The organism is Parabacteroides johnsonii DSM 18315, from assembly GCF_025151045.1.
Taxonomy (GTDB): Bacteria; Bacteroidota; Bacteroidia; order Bacteroidales; family Tannerellaceae; genus Parabacteroides; species Parabacteroides johnsonii.
In genome coordinates this window covers 3428433-3446301 of record NZ_CP102285.1, presented here as the reverse complement: position 1 = coordinate 3446301, position 17869 = coordinate 3428433, and the positions used below count along the sequence as shown (strand labels likewise).

9 protein-coding genes are annotated in these 17869 nt (G+C 43.3%); 7 read left to right on the top strand and 2 right to left on the bottom strand.

Annotated features, from left to right (window positions below):
• Window positions 1–11: 11 nt before the first annotated feature.
• Window positions 12–1541 carry a glycoside hydrolase family 10 protein gene (locus NQ564_RS14385; protein WP_008146311.1) on the bottom strand — a complete coding sequence of 510 codons (1530 nt, stop codon included), beginning with the start codon at window positions 1539–1541 and terminating at the stop codon, window positions 12–14.
• A 97-nt stretch (window positions 1542–1638) separates the two neighbouring features.
• The gene (locus tag NQ564_RS14380) at window positions 1639–2403 is read right to left on the bottom strand and encodes a GntR family transcriptional regulator (RefSeq protein WP_039847987.1); all 765 of its coding nucleotides are present in this window, start codon (window positions 2401–2403) and stop codon (window positions 1639–1641) included.
• Window positions 2404–2635: 232 nt separating this feature from the next.
• Between NQ564_RS14380 and NQ564_RS14375 the strand changes: the two genes are divergently transcribed.
• The 7 genes from NQ564_RS14375 to NQ564_RS14345 all read left to right on the top strand — a co-directional run bounded on the left by NQ564_RS14375 (window position 2636) and on the right by NQ564_RS14345 (window position 17716).
• Window positions 2636–3823, top strand: coding sequence for an MFS transporter (locus tag NQ564_RS14375; RefSeq protein ID WP_129650406.1), 1188 nt, complete (start codon window positions 2636–2638; stop codon window positions 3821–3823).
• 78 nt (window positions 3824–3901) lie between these two features.
• The gene (locus NQ564_RS14370; RefSeq protein WP_008146307.1) at window positions 3902–5359 is read left to right on the top strand and encodes an L-fucose/L-arabinose isomerase family protein; all 1458 of its coding nucleotides are present in this window, start codon (window positions 3902–3904) and stop codon (window positions 5357–5359) included.
• A 29-nt stretch (window positions 5360–5388) separates the two neighbouring features.
• Window positions 5389–8589, top strand: a complete 3201-nt coding sequence (locus NQ564_RS14365; protein WP_008146305.1) for a SusC/RagA family TonB-linked outer membrane protein — start codon at window positions 5389–5391, stop codon at window positions 8587–8589.
• A gap of 21 nt (window positions 8590–8610) precedes the next feature.
• On the top strand, window positions 8611–10047 hold the full coding sequence (locus tag NQ564_RS14360) for a RagB/SusD family nutrient uptake outer membrane protein (RefSeq protein WP_039847986.1): 1437 nt from the start codon (window positions 8611–8613) through the stop codon (window positions 10045–10047).
• Between the two features lie 40 nt (window positions 10048–10087).
• Window positions 10088–12628, top strand: coding sequence for a hypothetical protein (locus NQ564_RS14355; protein WP_129650198.1), 2541 nt, complete (start codon window positions 10088–10090; stop codon window positions 12626–12628).
• Between the two features lie 89 nt (window positions 12629–12717).
• Window positions 12718–14223, top strand: a complete 1506-nt coding sequence (locus NQ564_RS14350) for a sialate O-acetylesterase (RefSeq protein WP_039847985.1) — start codon at window positions 12718–12720, stop codon at window positions 14221–14223.
• Between the two features lie 265 nt (window positions 14224–14488).
• Window positions 14489–17716 carry a glycosyl hydrolase gene (locus tag NQ564_RS14345; protein WP_008146299.1) on the top strand — a complete coding sequence of 1076 codons (3228 nt, stop codon included), beginning with the start codon at window positions 14489–14491 and terminating at the stop codon, window positions 17714–17716.
• The last annotated feature ends 153 nt before the right edge of the window (window positions 17717–17869 follow it).

Sequence of the window (17869 nt, the reverse complement as noted above, 5' to 3'; positions counted from 1 at the left end):
CGTGGCTGAATTTAAAGTTTTACCTTTTTGCTTTTACCTTGATTTTCATTATGGAAACGGTCTACGGCTGTGACTACATAACGGTATTTGTGTTTCCCGTCGTCGTAGGGCAGCAGATAGTTCGTCTCGCGTGTGACCGCTACGATCTTGGAAGGATCGTCCAGATTGACCGGCTCCTTGTTTTCGAAGCGGTAAATGACGAAATAGCTTGCCAATTCGGGATTGGTCTTGCTCTGTTCCGCCTGCCAGTGCAACATATATCCCTGGGCTGTCCATTCGGTTTTCAGTTTCTTGACCTCTTGCGGAGCCCGGTTGTGCAGATGGGTATAGGCCGGGATCAAGGCTGGATAGCGGTGGTAGTTCCGTTTCAGGCTGTCGGCTACACCCTTGTTGTTCCAGAGTATTTCGTTTGCGGGCCAGAAGCAGTTACCTTTTACTTTCGAGAGCGAACGTTCGTAAAGCATTTTGCGGGTGAGCTGGTCTGCTTTCATGGTGCGTGCTACGTCTTGGCCGATATACAGATGCGTGCCTTCCCGTGTCGCGTTTTTGTTCCACCATTGGATCAACGTGATATAGTCGGCTGCCGGATGTCCGATCTCCCAATATATCTGTGGAATGTTATAGTCTATCCAACCCTCTTTTACCCAGTGTGTCACGTCTGCATACAGGTCGTCGTAGTTTTGCAGTCCGTTGGTGTTGCTGCCTGAACCGTCGGGTGTACTTTTCTTGTTGCGGTAGATACCGAACGGACTGATACCGAATCTTACCCAAGGTTTGGATAACAGGATGGTGCGCTTGATCTCGCGAACCAGCTTGTTCACATTTTCCCTTCGCCAGTCTGCACGTTGTGATGCTTTATATCCTTTGTTCAAACCGTATTTCTGAAAACTTTTGTCGTCCGGGAAAGAGATACCCGCTACCGGATAGGGGTAGAAATAGTCGTCCATATGGATCGCGTCTACATCATAGCGGCTGACGATATCCCGTACCACGCGACAGATGAACTGCCGGCTTTCCGGTAATCCCGGGTCAAACAGGATTTGCTTGTTGTAGGTTACGAACCATTCCGGATGCTTATTATATATATGTGAATCTGCAAAACGGGTATTCCCGGCTGTGCTTGCCCGGTAAGGGTTCAGCCAAGCGTGAAATTCCATATTCCGCTTGTGGCATTCTTCGATCAGGAAAGCCATCACGTCGAAGTCTCCGTCTGGGGCGAGCCCCTGCCTGCCGGTGTAGAAACGGCTCCAAGGTTCGATATCCGATTTATAGAAAGCGTCGGCTTCCGGGCGTACCTGGAAGATGATAGCGTTGATCCCGCATTTTTGCAGATAGTCGAGTTTGCGGATAAAGTCTTTCCGCATTTGTACGGGTGTCATATCCTTGTATTCTCCCTGGAAAGCCGTCTGTATCCAAGCCCCGCGAAATTCCCGTTTCGCTTCTTTTCCAGTCGGTTGCTGCGGTTTTTGTTGTGTCGTCTTACATGACGTTACTGCTCCAAGCAGCAAGATCAGTAACAGACGAAGGTATTTTGCCATCATGAAGTCTGTGAGTTTGAGATTCTTTTGTTTGTTGTCCTATACACTTTGTACAAGCCGACACAAAGATAATAAAAGTTTAAAAGCAGAATAAGGTCCGCTATTTCTTTTCACTGATTAGTTGCGGTTTTGTATGGATTGAAAATTTATATTTATCCCCTCTGTATAGGGAGTGTTCGATCTCTACTACTTTCTGGTTTTCACAAATTACGGCACTGTCCAGTATAAAAACGGAGAGCGGAAGGTTATTCTCAAAATAATTATTTTCTTCTTCCGGATATGTGACGGTCGTGCTGAGGGTTCTCTGCACGCTGTCCAGCTTCAGATGATATTTATCTTCGTATATTTTCAGAAAAGCTTGGTTCAGTTCCATCATATTCATTTTGGGACAAAGGGCCATTGAAACATAGCGGGTTTCGTCTTTTAATAACAGTTCGTCCGCATACCGGAGTCTACGTATTTTCAGAACATTGCCTTCTATTATATAGTTCTTCCCATTGATATTGATGGATATTCCACTATCAATGATGGTTTTTTCAAGTGTTACGTTTTTCGGGGTAAAGCCTTCTTTTACCAGGTTATCGCTAAAACTTTCTTTGATAGCATGGAAAGATCCCAATATACGGGTAAGGTGTTTGTCTTCGGAGCGGTTCAGGACAAATGTCCCTTTTCCCTTGATCCGGTTGGCCCAACCTTGCAGTTCCACTTCCAAAAGGCTTTTCCTTGCAGTCGTATTACTGATCTTATACATATTGATAAGTTCGTTTTCTGAAGGGACCTTGTCTCCCGGTAATAATTCTCCAGCTTCGATCTTTGCTATTATCGCTTTGCTTATCTCGATATATTTTGGACTGCTGTTCTTCATATTTCTTTTAGATTCTTGTATTGAAAAGGACTTCATGCACTAACATGTGTCTTTTGTCAACTTTGTTTATATGTGGCAAAGGTACAATGTTTTATCTTGTCTGCAATTATTTTTCAAAAAAAACTGTATAAAACTTGTTTATTAAATAATACTACTTATATTTGCGGAGTAATAATCTTAGTGCGTTAAGTCTAATATGAGGAAGAGGAGAATATTTTGGATTGTTTCATTGATGCTGTTACTTGCAACGGCTTTGAGCTTTATGGATCGTCAGGTTTTGTCGATCTCTATCATTCGGATAAAGGATGATCTGCATATCACCGATACGGAGTATGGCTTTATAAATTCAGGATTCTTGATTAGTTATGCTGTCATGTTTACATTGGGAGGTATGCTGATCGATAAATACGGAAGTCGGTTAGGGTTGGCTTTCTCTGTTGGGTTCTGGTCTTTGGCAACTGCCTTGCATGCACTTTCAATGAATGCATTTCATTTCGGACTGTTCCGTTTTTTATTGGGAGTAGGCGAGGGTGGGTGTTTTCCGGGAGCGATAAAAGCTGTAATCGAATGGGTCCCCAAGCAGAAACATGCCATTGCTAATGGCATTGCTATCGGAGGTTCAGCGATAGGAGCGGTAGTTGCTGTTCCGCTTTGTGCTTTTACTTTGAATTATACGAACTGGCGGGTACTTTTTCTAATAAGTGGAGTATTGGGGTTGATATGGGTGTTATGTTGGTTGCGGATGACAAATAAATATGCAAAGGAGCAGAATCAAATTGTAAACAAAGTCTCCCACTCTTTGAAAATGTCTGATTTTGTGGCTTTGTTCCGTAACAGAGATGCGCTTCTGTTTATTTTGATTCGTTTTTTATTGGACCCGATCTTTTATTTTTATATGTTTTGGATTCCAAAATATCTGAACGAATCGAAGGGGCTTTCTTTAGATCTGATCGGTAATATTTTGTGGATTCCCTTCCTGGCTTTAGGAATCGCAAATGTGATGGGAGGGTGGTTGTCCGATAAGATTCAACAGAAAACCGGGAATACGGGCCGGGCACGAAAAATTTCAATGGGACTTGCTGCAGTTTTGACATTACCGGTTTTGTCGGTCGGAATGCTGGAATCATCTATGCTGGTTATTTTTGTGATGTCATTGGCTTTCTTTGCACATGGAATCTGGATTACGAATTACATAACTTCTATCGGAGATGTTTTTGGCGCTTCGAAATCATCGACGGTGGTCGGATTATCGGGAACGGCGGGTGCAATCTCTTCTTTTGTGATCAATCCGTTGATGGGAGTGGTGATTGCTAATTATACATATACTCCTTTGTGGGTATATTCAGGCGTAATGTATCCGGTTGCTTTTCTCATTTATCTTTTCTTCCTGCATGGTATTCGTATCAATGGCGGAAAATAGAGTAAAAAAGTTGTGTTTTATATAGTATTATACTCAAAATAACATAGTGCGTTAATTAAAAAATAAACAAGCGTTAATATGAATAAGATGAAGGAAGAGAAGATGGGAAAAGCACGTATAGGTGTTTTTAGTGTCGGATATGATAAGTATTGGTCACAATTTCCCGGACTGTTGGATGAGCTTCTGAAAAAGGAAGCCGAGTTTATTCGTAAGATTCCTGTGGAGGAAGTGGAGGTCTTCAGTTTCGGGATGGTTGATTCTCCCGCTGTCGCTTACGAAAAGGTGAAGGAGATCGTTGCTGCGAATCTGGATTTCCTGTTCTGTGATATGTTGACTTATGCGACTTCCGGGACTTTCGGAGTGATTGCTCGTTCTGTGCAGTGCCCGATTGTATTGGTCGCTTTACAGCCGTTGAAAGCGATGGATTATAAACAGGCTACAACTTATATGCAGTTAGTGAACGATGATATCTGTGCCTTACCTGAATTTACAGGTGTGGCGGTGCGCTTGGGAAAGCCAGTTCCGGAAATCATTATCGGAACTTTGTATGATGACCGGCAAGTGGATGAGGAGGTTCGTGAATATTGCCGGATAGCAAAAGTTTTGCACAGTCTGAAAAATGCGAAGTTAGGACATATAGGCCATCCTCTTAATTCGATGATGGATATGAATACGGATCCGACTATGTTGACTGCTTTCTTTGGCTCTCATGTCATCTCATATGAACCGAATGAGCTATTGCAGCAAATGGAAAATGTTTCGGACAGAGAAGTTAAGGAGAAAGAAGCCTGTATCCTTGATTTCTTCGATACTCCTGATCCAGTCTCAGACCCGATATCGATGAAGTTGAGAGATGAAGATCTGAAAGTGGCAGCCAAAGTAAGCCTTGCTTTGGATAAATTCGTGGAAAGCAATGGGTTGAATGGTTTGGCATATTATTATGACGGAGCAGATAATAGCTCTATCCGTCAGCTGATGTCTAACTTGATTGTTGGAAATTCATTGCTGACGGCAAGGCATATCCCGATGTGCGGTGAGTCTGATTTGAAGACACTGGTAGCATTGATGATTATGGACCGTTTGGGTATCGGAGGCAGTTTTGCCGAATTTCATCCGATTGATTTCAATGACGGTTTTGTTTTGGTCGGGCATGACGGTCCTCATAATATCTCGATAGCAGAAGGTAAACCGGTCTTGAGAAGTTTAAAAAAGTATCACGGAAAGCCCGGCAACGGAGCAGGCGTGGAGTTTAAAATCAAAGAAGGACCTATTACATTATTATCAATAAATTCAACATATGATGGAAAATTCAAATTAATTATTGCTGAAGGTGAGTCTGTAAGCGGGCCTATTCCTCCCACAGGGAATACGAATACGAGAGGATTCTTTCAACCGGATGTACGGACTTTCTTGAAAAGGTGGATTAGTGAAGGTCCTACGCATCATTTTGCGTTAGGCATCGGGCATCATGCGGCAACTCTGGAAAAGATTGCCAGATACTTGAATCTTGAATACAAGATTATATCTGTTAATTAAAAAACTATTTCAATTTAAATCTGAGAATCATGGGAAAACAGTGTCAAATGATTGACGCATTGCAAATCAGGTTTCGGCAATTAATTCGTTTGCCCTTTTTGGTTTGCTTTGCTTTTTTTAGTGTAATGATGGCTTATGCATCTCCTGGAACAGTAAAGGGTAAAGTGATTGGTTCTGACGGCTATGGTATTGCTGGTGTGAATGTTATTGAAAAGGGTACGACGAATGGAGTTATTACGGATGTTGAAGGGCGATATGTTTTAAATCTGACTACGGAGAATCCTGTAATTGCATTTTCATTTATCGGATATGTCTCGCAGGAGCTCTCGGTCGGAAATAAGACAGTTGTCGATATTGTGTTGAAAGAGGATGTGAAAGCGCTTGAAGAAGTAGTGGTTGTCGGATATGGTACGCAGAAGAAAAAAGATCTGACAGGTGCCATTGCTTCGGTGAATAGTGAAGATTTGGGTAAGACGCCTGCATTAAGTTTCGATCAGTCATTGCAAGGAAAAGTTGCAGGTGTACAAATTTCCCAGACGAACGGAGCTCCGGGTGGTAATATAAATATTATGGTTCGTGGTATCAGTTCGATTACCGGTTCTAATTCTCCTTTGTATGTAGTTGACGGATTTCCTATCGGAACAGGTGGGGGAGGTTCTAACTTGTCCAATTTTTCCAATAGCAGCTATTCTTCCAGTGGTATGGCAAATGCCACGACAGAGAAAATCAATCCGTTAAGTACGATTAACCCCTCGGATATCGAGTCGATCGAGATATTGAAGGACGCATCGGCTACGGCTATTTATGGTTCCAGAGGAGCGAATGGTGTTGTCTTGATTACGACAAAGAAAGGGAAAACCGGTAAAACATCCATTAATGTAAATGCCTCTTTCGGTGTACAACAGGTCGCTCATAAATTGGATTTGTTGACTCCTCGCGAATATGCGGAATTTGTAGCGGAAGGTAGAGATAATGCTTGGATTTATGCTGGTGGTCAAGCAAGTGATCCGAATGAAGTCAGAACTTCCAATGCTTGGGTAAGGCCAGAATACCGTAATCCCTCTTCCATTTCAAATGAAGGGACAGATTGGCAGGATGTAATATTCCGTTTGGCAACTGTCCAAAATTATCAGGTATCGGCTACTGGGGGTACCGAAAATATAAAATATATGGTATCATTAGGCTTCTTCGATCAGAAGGGTATCGTGATTGGTTCCGATTTTCAACGCTTCAATATCCGTTCTAATATCGAAGCAAAACTGACGAAACGATTGAAGTTCGGTACAAATCTTGCTGGTTCTTATGGGTATGGCGATTTTGCACGAACTGAAGGACATCTGGGCTTAAGAGGTATGATTCAATGTGCATTGGCTATAAATCCGGGAATGCCGGTTTATGGTCAGGATGGCAGTTATAATTCCGAGTTTGATGATCCGATGGGAGCACCTGTGGAAAATCCGTTATTTATTGCTGAAAATTTCTCCGACAAAAGAAATATGAAGGATTTCATTGTAAACAATTATCTGGATTATGAATTTATACCAGGTTTGAATTTCAGAACATCGTTTGGTTTGAAGTTTAATTTGAATCAAACGGAACTATGGAAATCGTCGAAGATCGGAACCTATGCGGATAAATCCAGTCCGGCAACAGCTGCCGCTATAGATAAGAAAGGCTTAAACTGGTTGAATGAAAATACATTGACATATAAAAAGAACTTTAATGAAAAACATGATTTGAATGTTGTAGCTGGCTTGACAGTTCAAAAGGATACCTATAGTCAATTATCTGCCGGAGCAACGGATTTTCCTACCGATTATATACATTATTTATCTGCCGGAACGATCAATTCTGGGACACACCTGAAGTCCGAATGGTCTATGGTCTCTTTGTTGGCGAGAGCAAATTATGTTTATGACAATAAATATATGTTGACGGCGACTGTTCGTAGAGATGGTAGCTCACGGTTCGGAGCAAATCAGAAATGGGGAACATTTCCTTCTGTTTCGGTTGGGTATCGTGTATCGGAAGAACCTTTTATGCAGAATTTTAGAGCTTTGTCCGATTTAAAAATAAGAGCAAGCTATGGGGTTGCCGGAAATAACAGTATCGGAAACTATAATCAGATAGCTTTGTTAGGCGTTTCTAATTATGTGGATGCAAACAAAATCTTACCGGGTTTGGCTCCAAGTACATTGGCAAACGATGAACTGACTTGGGAAAAATCTAAGCAGACTGATATCGGTATTGATTTCGGTTTGTTCAACAACCGTGTGTCAGTCATTGCCGATTGGTATTATAATCTGAAAACAGATTTGTTGTTAAGTGTGAATCTGCCGGCTGCCTCTGGTTTCGGAAGTGCAATGCAAAACGTTGGAGAAATAGAAAACAAAGGATTTGAGTTTGCTTTAAACACTGTGAATATCGATACAAAAAATTTCTCATGGTCGACTTCTTTTAATATAAGTACAAATCGTAATAAGGTAAAAAAACTTGCAACGGAAGATGGGCGTATCGTTTCTGATAAGTTTATAACTGAAGTGGGGCAACCCATTTCCAGTTTCTATATGATGAATGTTGTCGGAGTTTTTAAAGATGATGCGGATGTCGCGAAAGGCCCGGTTTATTCTCCCAATACAAGACCAGGTGATTTGAAATATGAAGATGTGGATGGCGATGGCAAGATTACGACGGCTGATAAAACAATTGTCGGATCGCCATTTCCCGATTTTACCTGGGGCTTGAATAATGAATTTAAATGGAAGAATTTGAGTTTAAGTGTTTTTGTTAACGGGTCTCAAGGGGGAAAGACCTATTTCGAAGCAGGAGAAACCTTGTTAAATTGTGCAGGTGTACAGAACCAATTGTCATTGGTTAATGATCGTTGGAGATCTCCTGAAGAACCGGGTAATGGATATCTGCCGAGGGCTATACGTTCCGATTATGCGCTGGGGATGTCTGCCAGTTCCAGATATTTATTTGATGCTTCGTATGTCCGTATTAAAGACATTACCTTATCGTATGATTTCCCAGGATCTATCACGCAAAAAATTGGATTGAAGGGGTTGAATGCCTATTTCAATGTCTCTAACGTATATACATTCACGGATTATCCGGGTTATGATCCGGAAGCAAGCCAGTCTGGAGACTCTGTGACTTCTGCTGGGATAGATAGTGGCGTTTATCCTACTCCGAGAACATACACATTAGGTGTAAAGGTTGCTTTTTAATAATTGCTTAAAATGAATAGTATGAAAAATAGAATAATGAGATATTTACCTCTTTTGGCAATATCACTGAGTACGATGTCTTGCTCTGATTTCTTGACATTAAAACCTGAATATCAAATGAACGAGTTGGGATTTTATCAGAATGAATCTGATTTTGAAACAGCTGTAGTCGGTTTGTATTCCGGATTACAGAGCTATGGTCAAAATTTGATCTGGATGAATGAGCTGGCTACCGATAATGCAGTTTTCCAATTGGCGAATGCCGAGACTGCCGTAACAGGGTTTGATTATATGAATTTATCTGCGACAAATGCTTATGTGAGTACTTACTGGAGCAATTCGTATGGAATGATAAGCCGTGCAAACGGTATACTGAACAGATTGTCGAATTTTGATTTCAATTCAAAGGCGAAAATGCAGGGTGAATGTAAGTTTATACGTGCATTGGCTTATTTCCAGTTGGTTCAATTGTTTGGTGACGTTTCTATAACGGAGTTGGAATTTTCAAGTCCGAATCAGATTGCAGACTATGATTTTAGTCGGAAACCTGTGGACCAAGTTTATCAACTGATCATACAGGATTTGATGGATGCTGAAAGTTTATTGTCTTCAGAAATTCCAGAAAATAAAGGAAAAGTATCGATTGGTGCTGTAAAGGCTTTGTTAGGAAAAGTCTATTTGACAAGACATGAATATGATAAATCAGCAGAAAAGCTGAAAGAGGTGATAGATTTGAATGCATATTCTTTGGAACAGGACTACGGTTCTCTCTTTTCCGAAGGCAACGATGACAAATCGGAATCGATATTAGAAATAGAGTTCGCTTCGGGCAATCTCGGGGAAGGTTCTAATTTTGCACATCATTTTTATCCCAATGTAATCAATATGGATGTATTTTCCGGTGGAATATTAGGAGGAGGGAGATGTGTCCCCAGTGAAACCTTGTGGAATACTTACGAGGAAGGCGATTTAAGGCGGGATGCTGCTTTGGGGAATAAATTGCCGATGAAAGACGGTACGACTTCGGATTATTATTTCTGCAAAAAGTTTGTAGATTATTCGGCAACGACGACAAGCGACTGTGGTGTGAATTTTACTCTTTTGCGCTATGCGGATGTTCTGCTTATGTATGCAGAGGCTCTGAATGAGTTGGGAAAAGCGAGTGAAGCTTTGCTATATATTAATCAGGTAAGGCAACGTGCAGGAATCGGAGATTTGCACGGATTGTCTCAAACTGCATTACGCACTGCTCTGGAAAAAGAAAGACAATGCGAACTTTGTTTTGAAGGACATCGCTGGTTTGATTTGATGAGAACCGGACGGACCTTGGAAGTATTGAATGAAGATTTCAAAAATCGTGGTCTGGCTTTTAGTGTAGAAGAGTATGAATTATTGCTTCCGATTCCTCAGGGACAAATAGATATTGATCCGGATTTGGAACAAAATCCGGGATATTGAGTATATTTCGAATTGTAAATACTTAAATTGAACGATGAAAATGAAAAAAGCAATATTATTATTTGCCTCCTTTCTATTATTGTTTCCTTCCTGTGGGCAAAAAGCACTGAACTGCGATTTGCTTAGGGATAAGAGCGACAAGGATAGCCGGATAAAACCTTTTAATGATATTCATCTCGAAATGTCTTTAAAGCCTTTTAAAGTGAATGATCGGGACTCTATTGATCAAGTTTGCCGGAATATTTTTGCCCAGTGGGGACCGTTGTTAAAACATGCGGATACGATTTCAGTTATGTTATGGACAGCCGATGGTTCAGAGATTTTGAATTATAAGGGAGACAAAAAGCAACGGTTGGAATGGTCCCAGTATGTCGGAAATCCGAATACGGAACATGAGGTAAATTCCGGACCAGTGGATTTGAGTTTACATCAGCGTGCCTACGATTATATTCCCAATCCTCCTCAATATACATACGGAGATTTGAAATATATCGTATCTTCTCTGAAAGAGCAGGGAAAGTTGCTGACTGGCAAGACGATTCGTGTCGGTGAGACTTTCGATCCGGGGCCAGAGTTTGCAAAGTCCGAGTTCAAGTATAAAAAGCATCCTGAGATTTGTATGGGAAATACGATGGGAGCAAAAACGTTTGTATGTTGCTATGCCACTTTGAATGAAGACAAAGAGCATTATGCAGGCTTTCCTTCGGGAATACCACAGGGTACGCCATTCGGTACATTCTTCGGTAAACAGAGCCAACATTTCTTGACAGATATGGGGTTTGATTTCCTATGGCTTTCTAACGGGTTAGGTTTTGGGATGGAAACATGGAGCGCAACCGGAGCTGTTTTCGACGGAAAAAAATTTCATCCTGAAAAGCTGAATGATACCCGTGAAAAAATTATTGATTTCTGGACAAAGTTTCGGGCTGAATGTCCGGACTTTCGGATCGAGACACGGGGTACGAATATCTCAGTTGGAGCCGACTTGGCGAAAGACGGTGTCGATTTGAAAGCTATTTATAATGGAGGTTTTAATTTATTGCCGCCACCGAACTCTCCGTGGGCTGCCTTGGATGGGAACTTTGGTTTGGAATTAGCCGGATATATGTCACGTATTTCCGAGCTACCGGACGACCGTTACCTTTTCAGATATTATACGCATGATCCGTGGTGGGCAAACAGTCCCTGGTTGGATCGTTACGGACGGGAAGCACATGATATCTATTTGCCGATGGCGGTTACCCGTATCGATGCCGATGGAAATGTTAAATTACCTACTCACTTGACTTTCCTGACGATCGATGATTCTTACGGAAATATGCCGGAACAGGTTCCCTCTGAAGTGATTCCTCATATTTTGCAGGGGCGCCGGACATCGCCTGACCAGCCAGGCTTGATTGTCTGGGTATATCCTTTCGATGAATATCACGACTGGGCATATAAACAGCCGGAACGAATAGAGGAAATCTATTATGGAGATTGGTTTATCCAGCAGGCAATTAATGATGGATTTCCGATGAATACAGTTGTATCCAGCGGGAATTTCACCAAATTGATGGAAGAGGGTAAGAATACTTTCGATGAATCGATTTTGGTTTCAATCGTACCGGATGCCGGCTCCGAAATGGAAAAGCAGTTGATGAAGTTTGTGGAGAATGGGGGGAAACTATTCGTATATGGCCCGTCTTCGCATGCAAGTAAAGAGTTTCTTGATTTTCTGAATATCAAGACTGTCGAACCTATATCCGGAGAGATGAAAATGAAACTTCGGTTGAAATCTGATCGAATAAAAGTTCCGGGTTCTGACATTTTGAAACATAATGCAGATATGTCCGGTGGAGGAATCGAGACAGTTGTAAATAACAGTGCTGATCCAGGTACGAAGGTATTGGCACAGGCTTTCTTAGGAAATCAAAAGAGAGATGTTGTCGTGCAGCGTCAGGAAAAGGAATGGAATGGAGGAATGGTAACCTACCTCCGTGGAACGAACTCTGCTACTTATCGGGGTGGTCATCTTCTGACACCGGACAACCCCGATAAGTGGTTCAATGGTTCCTCTTTACTGAGGTATTCTCTGGATAACATGGGGTATAGTATCCATTTTGATAAATTGAAAGCAGGTTTGAAAAACCCGATCAACTGTATTTCCAGATGTGATAATGCATTCTACTTTTCAGGATTTACGCCTAACCAGACAATTGAGCAGCAGTGGTTGTTCCCACAGGGAGCTCCGATTTTTACCGGATATGAAACGGAGTTGAGGAATGGTATGGCACATTATCGTATGCCTAAGTCTTATCAAGAAGAATGCCGTGTGTTTGTCAAACAAGATGAAGGAGTCGTCTCTTGTTACGAGGTTGCTCCTGTTGAATGGAATGTGAAGCGCAGAATTGGTATTAACGGGTTGAAGCAGGCTACGGTAAGAATTTATCCGGGTGCGGACGATACACATTTTGAAGTTGTAAATAATGTCGGTTATCCCTATAATAAACCCTCCTTGGAACGAAAAAAAGGGACGGATTATGCCGGAACTTATTATGAGTTCGAGAATATAACCGGCGAATTAATTGCGATATGGTAAATAGGTGGTTTTTTCTTTTTTTCATTTTTATAGTATACTCGGAGCCTGCGTTATGCAAGCTCCGGGTTTCTGGTTTATTTGCCGACAACATGGTTCTTCAACGTGACGAACCGATTTTTGTACAGGGCACTGCCACTCCTGGAGATAAAGTATCGGTGGCTTTCCACCTCTCGTCAGTATCCTGCAAAGTAAACGAAAAGGGATGTTGGCAAGTGCGGTTACCGGCTGAAAAAGCCGGCGGACCTTATCTATTGGCTGTATGGACAGAAGAAGAAACATTATCATTCAAGAATGTATTGGTGGGAGATGTTTGGTTTGCTTCCGGACAGTCTAATATGGAACATCCGATTGAGGGATGGGAATGGCTACCTAATTCCAGCATATATAGATGCGAAGAAGAATTGGTTGATTCGGATTACCCGGAGATACGATTATTTACTGTGCCTAAATATCCTGCATCGATCGAAGTGGAGGAGGTTCCGATAAAAGAATGGAAAATACCGGAACCGGAAAGTTTACGTGGTTTTTCTTCAACAGCTTGGTTTTTCGCAAAAGCATTGTATAAAAAATTACAGGTTCCGGTTGGGATCATTAATTGTTCGTGGGCTGGAACATCGATTAAAGCGTGGGAGAGTAAGGCTGTTTTGAACGAATTTAAAGACTCTCTGAATTTTAAGGGAACTCCACCTATTCCCGATCGGGATAAAGTCGTGGAAGCTCTCCGAGCGAATCAGCAAAGGAGGTGCCAGATATCTATCCCACGGGAAGGACAAGTCCGGGAAATCGGTCTTTTACCGACCGTGGCATGGACCCCGTTTGATCTGAAAAAAATACCAGCATCTTCAGAAGTTTTTTGGTTGAAGAAGGAAATCGATCTACCGGAGCGATATGCGAAAGAGCCATTGTTTCTGTCGTTGGGATTGCTGAACAGGCAAAGTATTATCTATTTTAATGGTAGAGAGATTGGAGAATATATGTATCCCGAACCGGCTATTGCCCTTATTCCTAAATCTTGTATTTGTCCGGGAAGGAATGAGTTGCTTGTGCGGCTGGCGCAACCTTTTGGTCCGCCTTCTGTAAAAGGTGATAAAAGCCTTTTCTTTATGTCAACGAGAGATGCCGGATTTCGGGAGGATTTGTCGGAAGGTTGGTCTATAACCGTGCAAGATTCCATCCTTAAGCCAGAAGCAGAATACCAAAATTATCCGGGAGCTCTCTTTAACGGAATGGTACATCCTTGTCTAGAATATAATGTTAAAGGTGTTATCTGGTATCAGGGAGAAAATGATGTCTGGAAACCAGAGCTATACGCAGAAATGTTTAGAGCATTGATTCTTGACTGGCGTAAAAAATGGAAGAAGGAGGATCTGCCTTTTTTATATGTTCAAATATCACTGTTGCCGGAGATAGATCCGGAAGCTGGTGAGCCGCCCTATCAGTTATTCCGGGAAAAGCAGTGTGTTGCTTTACCTAATACCGGGATGGCCTATTCTCTGGATATCGGTGATCCGTATGATGTGCATCCGAGGAATAAAAAAGTCGTTGGTGAGAGATTGGCGGAGCAAGCATTCCGGATTGTTTATGAGATAAAGTAAATAATCAAAATGTCACTGCTTTTGCATGTAATCGGTTTTACTACCCCATGTAAATAGAATTACTATAGCGGGTAATATTTTTTAACAAATCAGATGGTTGTTAAACAAGGGGAAGTCTTGTCAATTTGTCAATGATCGTTTCGGTCTTTTTTATATAGACGAGGGGATTTGAAAAAGCATTTTTGAAAACATATAAATCAATATAGAAAACAGAAGCGAGGATAATCTTATTACTTTTACCGCCGGAATCTTAAAAGAACAGATCATGAGGAAACCTCTGCTTAAAATACTGCTTTGCCTTTCACTATTGTCCCCTTTTACGGGGAGTGGCCAAGATAAAAATGTGCTTGAATCCGGCTTCGTGAATCCGGAGAAGCAAGTACAGACTTCCGTTTATTGGTATTGGATTTCTGGGAATATCTCGGAAGAAGGGGTGAAGAAAGACCTGTATTCGATGAAAGAAGCCGGGATCAACCGGGCTTTTATCGGGAATATCGGGCTGGAAGGAATCCAGACGCCTTATAAGACCGTGCCGTTCTATAGTGAAGAATGGTGGAAAATACTGCACGCAGCCCTTAAAACAGCAACGGAATTAGGAATAGAGATCGGCATCTTTAATTCACCCGGATGGAGCCAGTCGGGTGGACCGTGGGTGAAACCGGAGCAGGCGATGCGTTATCTGGCATCGGTAAAGGCGGAAGTCAGTGGAGGAAAACAGGTAGAGGTGATTTTGACGAAGCCGGATAAGGACTTTCAGGATGTAAAGGTGATCGCTTTTCCATCTGTCGGGAAGAAAACAACCCGGTTGTCGGCGGCAAATACCAAAGTGACATCTGCTATGTCTTTGCAAAATCTGAACCATTTGGTTGACGGGAATAAGGAAACAGTGATGCTTTTTACGGAAAAAAGCGAAAAGCCGGTGGCGATCGATTTCAGGACGGATCAACCGTTTATTTTACGCAGTTTGCAAATCTTCCCTGCCCGCCAGCCGATTCAAACCAATGCCCGTTTATTAGTAAAAGAGAACGGGGGCTATCGGATGCTGTCCGAATTTAAGATCGACCGTTTCAATGCGAATTTGAATGTCGGCTTCGATCCGTATGCTCCGGTTGTTATCTCTGTCCCGGAGACGACGGCAAGCGAGTTCCGGTTGGAACTGGCTAACACGGCATCCGGTACGGGATTGGGAGAGGTAGAATTCTTGTCCCTTCCTGCTGTGGAACGTTATCCCGAAAAGACATTAGCCAAGATGTTTCAGACTCCGCTTCCTTATTGGCATGAATACCAGTGGCCGGTACAACCGGAAGTGGGTGATCCCTCCCTGGTCATCGATCCGGGGAAAGTATTGGATATTTCTGCTTTCTTGCAAGGAGACCGCCTTGTTTGGAAAGCTCCGGCGGGAGAATGGACGATCCTGCGTACCGGTATGCTCCCGACGGGTGTGACGAACAGCCCGGCCGATCCCGAAGCGACCGGACTGGAGATAGATAAGATGAGCCGCAAGCATGTAGAAGCGCATTTCGAGGCTTTCATGGGTGAAATATACCGTCGTATTCCGGCTGAAGACCGTGCTTGCTGGAAAGTAGTCGTACAAGATAGTTACGAAACGGGCGGACAAAACTTTACCGACGATTTCTTGTCGGAATTCCAGGCGCGTTACGGTTATGACCCGTTACCGTTCCTTCCCGCTTATGAAGGATATGTGGTCGGGAGCGAGGATCGTTCCGACCGTTTCCTTTGGGATCTGCGCCGTCTGATTGCGGATAAAGTCGCATACGATTATGTCGGCGGCTTACGGGAGGTGTGCCATAAATATGGCTTGACGACCTGGTTGGAAAACTACGGGCACTGGGGGTTCCCCGGTGAGTTCCTGCAATATGGCGGACAATCGGACGAGATAGGAGGCGAGTTCTGGAGTTTTGGCGATTTGGGGAATATCGAGAACCGTGCCGCCTCTTCCTGCGGACATATTTATGGAAAGCAGAAGATTTCGGCCGAATCGTTCACCAGCGGCGGGACGCCTTTCAGTTGTTATCCTGCCATGATGAAACAGCGTGGCGACCGTTTCTTTACGGAAGGAATCAATAATACGTTGTTGCATGTCTATATCTCGCAGCCTTCGGAAGAACGGGAGCCGGGGATGAACGCTTGGTTCAGCAGCGAATTCAACCGGTTGAACACTTGGTATCCGCAGATGGATTTGTTTACATCTTATCTGAAACGTGTCAACTATATGTTGCAACAAGGTTTGAATATTGCCGATGTCGCTTATTTCATCGGCGAAGATGCTCCCAAGATGACCGGTATCGTAGAACCGGAACTGCCGAAAGGCTACCAGTTCGATTATATCAATGCCGAGGTGATCGAGCGCGACCTCTTTGTTAAAGACGGTTTGCTGACGTTGCCTCATGGTACGCAATACCGAATACTGGTACTTCCGAAGCTTGAGACCATGCGTCCTGAACTGCTTGCCAAGATCGGGAAACTGATCGAAGACGGGGCGGTTGTCTTGGGGCCTGCTCCGAAACGTTCGCCGAGTGGCGAATCTTTTCCGATGGCTGACAGGCAGGTTAAGAAATTGGCCGACGAATTATGGGGCGGTCTGGACGGGCGGAACGTGAAGGCTGTTAAAAGAGGAAAAGGTGAGTTGTTGTTGGGCATGACGATGGAAGAGGCCTTGATGCATATCGGTTGTGTACCGGACTGCGGATTGCCGGCGGATGCTCCGGTTCTCTACGGACACCGTTCTGCTGGAGATGCCGAGATCTATTTTGTCTCCAACCAGAAAGACGAGACGGTCGAGATCAGTCCGGAATTCCGTATCCGTTCAAGGCAACCGGAGTTATGGGATGCGGTAACCGGCCGTATTCGTATGCTTCCTGCTTATGAAGAGACAGCTACGGGGACAGTTGTTCCTTTGAAGTTGCATCCTTATGAGAGTGCTTTTGTCGTGTTCCGCCGGCCGGCCGTAAAGGCTGAGGGAACGGAACTGGAATTGAACTATCCGGTTCCGCAGACGCTTGTCCGCCTGGATGCTCCTTGGAGAGTCTCCTTTGAGGAAAAGAGAAGAGGACCGGCAGTTCAAACCTTTGCCCGCCTGGAAGATATCAGCAAGAACGAAAATCCCGATATCCGCTATTATTCCGGTACGATTTGGTACGAGACGGAATTTAAATTGAAAAAGAAACCGGAAGGCGAATTGTATCTGAATCTGAACGATGTCGGGGTAATGGCAAAAGTGAAGATCAACGGTCAGTATGCCGGGGGCGTTTGGACGGCTCCCTACCGGGTAAATGTAACGGATTGGGTTCGGAAAGGGAAGAACAAAGTCGAGATAGAGGTCGTTACCACTTGGATGAACCGTTTGATCGGTGATAGCGGTTTGCCGGAGTCCGAACGAAAAACCTGGACACCCTGCAATAGCTGGAAGCCTGCCGATACGTTGCAGAAATCCGGCCTGATCGGCCCTGTTTATCTAGAAAGTGTGAATTGATTGTTTCCGAATGTGAATGCCAGCCGTTTGCTTGGCGAAACGGCAATCCTTTTTTACCTTTGCAATGTTTATATGGGGGGCAAAATCCCCTTGTCCCTGCGCTTGACGCGGAGCCGCAAAAGAGCAAGCCTTATCAATCAGATGTTTATATGA

What these genes read in the sequence shown, in the direction of transcription:
- NQ564_RS14370 (WP_008146307.1), top strand. Translation starts at nt 3,902, where the DNA reads ATGAATAAGATGAAGGAAGAGAAGATGGGAAAAGCACGTATAGGTGTT.
- NQ564_RS14350 (WP_039847985.1), top strand. Translation starts at nt 12,718, where the DNA reads ATGGTTCTTCAACGTGACGAACCGATTTTTGTACAGGGCACTGCCACT.
- NQ564_RS14365 (WP_008146305.1), top strand. Translation starts at nt 5,389, where the DNA reads ATGGGAAAACAGTGTCAAATGATTGACGCATTGCAAATCAGGTTTCGG.
- NQ564_RS14385 (WP_008146311.1), bottom strand. Translation starts at nt 1,541, where the DNA reads ATGATGGCAAAATACCTTCGTCTGTTACTGATCTTGCTGCTTGGAGCA.
- NQ564_RS14360 (WP_039847986.1), top strand. Translation starts at nt 8,611, where the DNA reads ATGAAAAATAGAATAATGAGATATTTACCTCTTTTGGCAATATCACTG.
- NQ564_RS14380 (WP_039847987.1), bottom strand. Translation starts at nt 2,403, where the DNA reads ATGAAGAACAGCAGTCCAAAATATATCGAGATAAGCAAAGCGATAATA.
- NQ564_RS14345 (WP_008146299.1), top strand. Translation starts at nt 14,489, where the DNA reads ATGAGGAAACCTCTGCTTAAAATACTGCTTTGCCTTTCACTATTGTCC.
- NQ564_RS14355 (WP_129650198.1), top strand. Translation starts at nt 10,088, where the DNA reads ATGAAAAAAGCAATATTATTATTTGCCTCCTTTCTATTATTGTTTCCT.
- NQ564_RS14375 (WP_129650406.1), top strand. Translation starts at nt 2,636, where the DNA reads ATGCTGTTACTTGCAACGGCTTTGAGCTTTATGGATCGTCAGGTTTTG.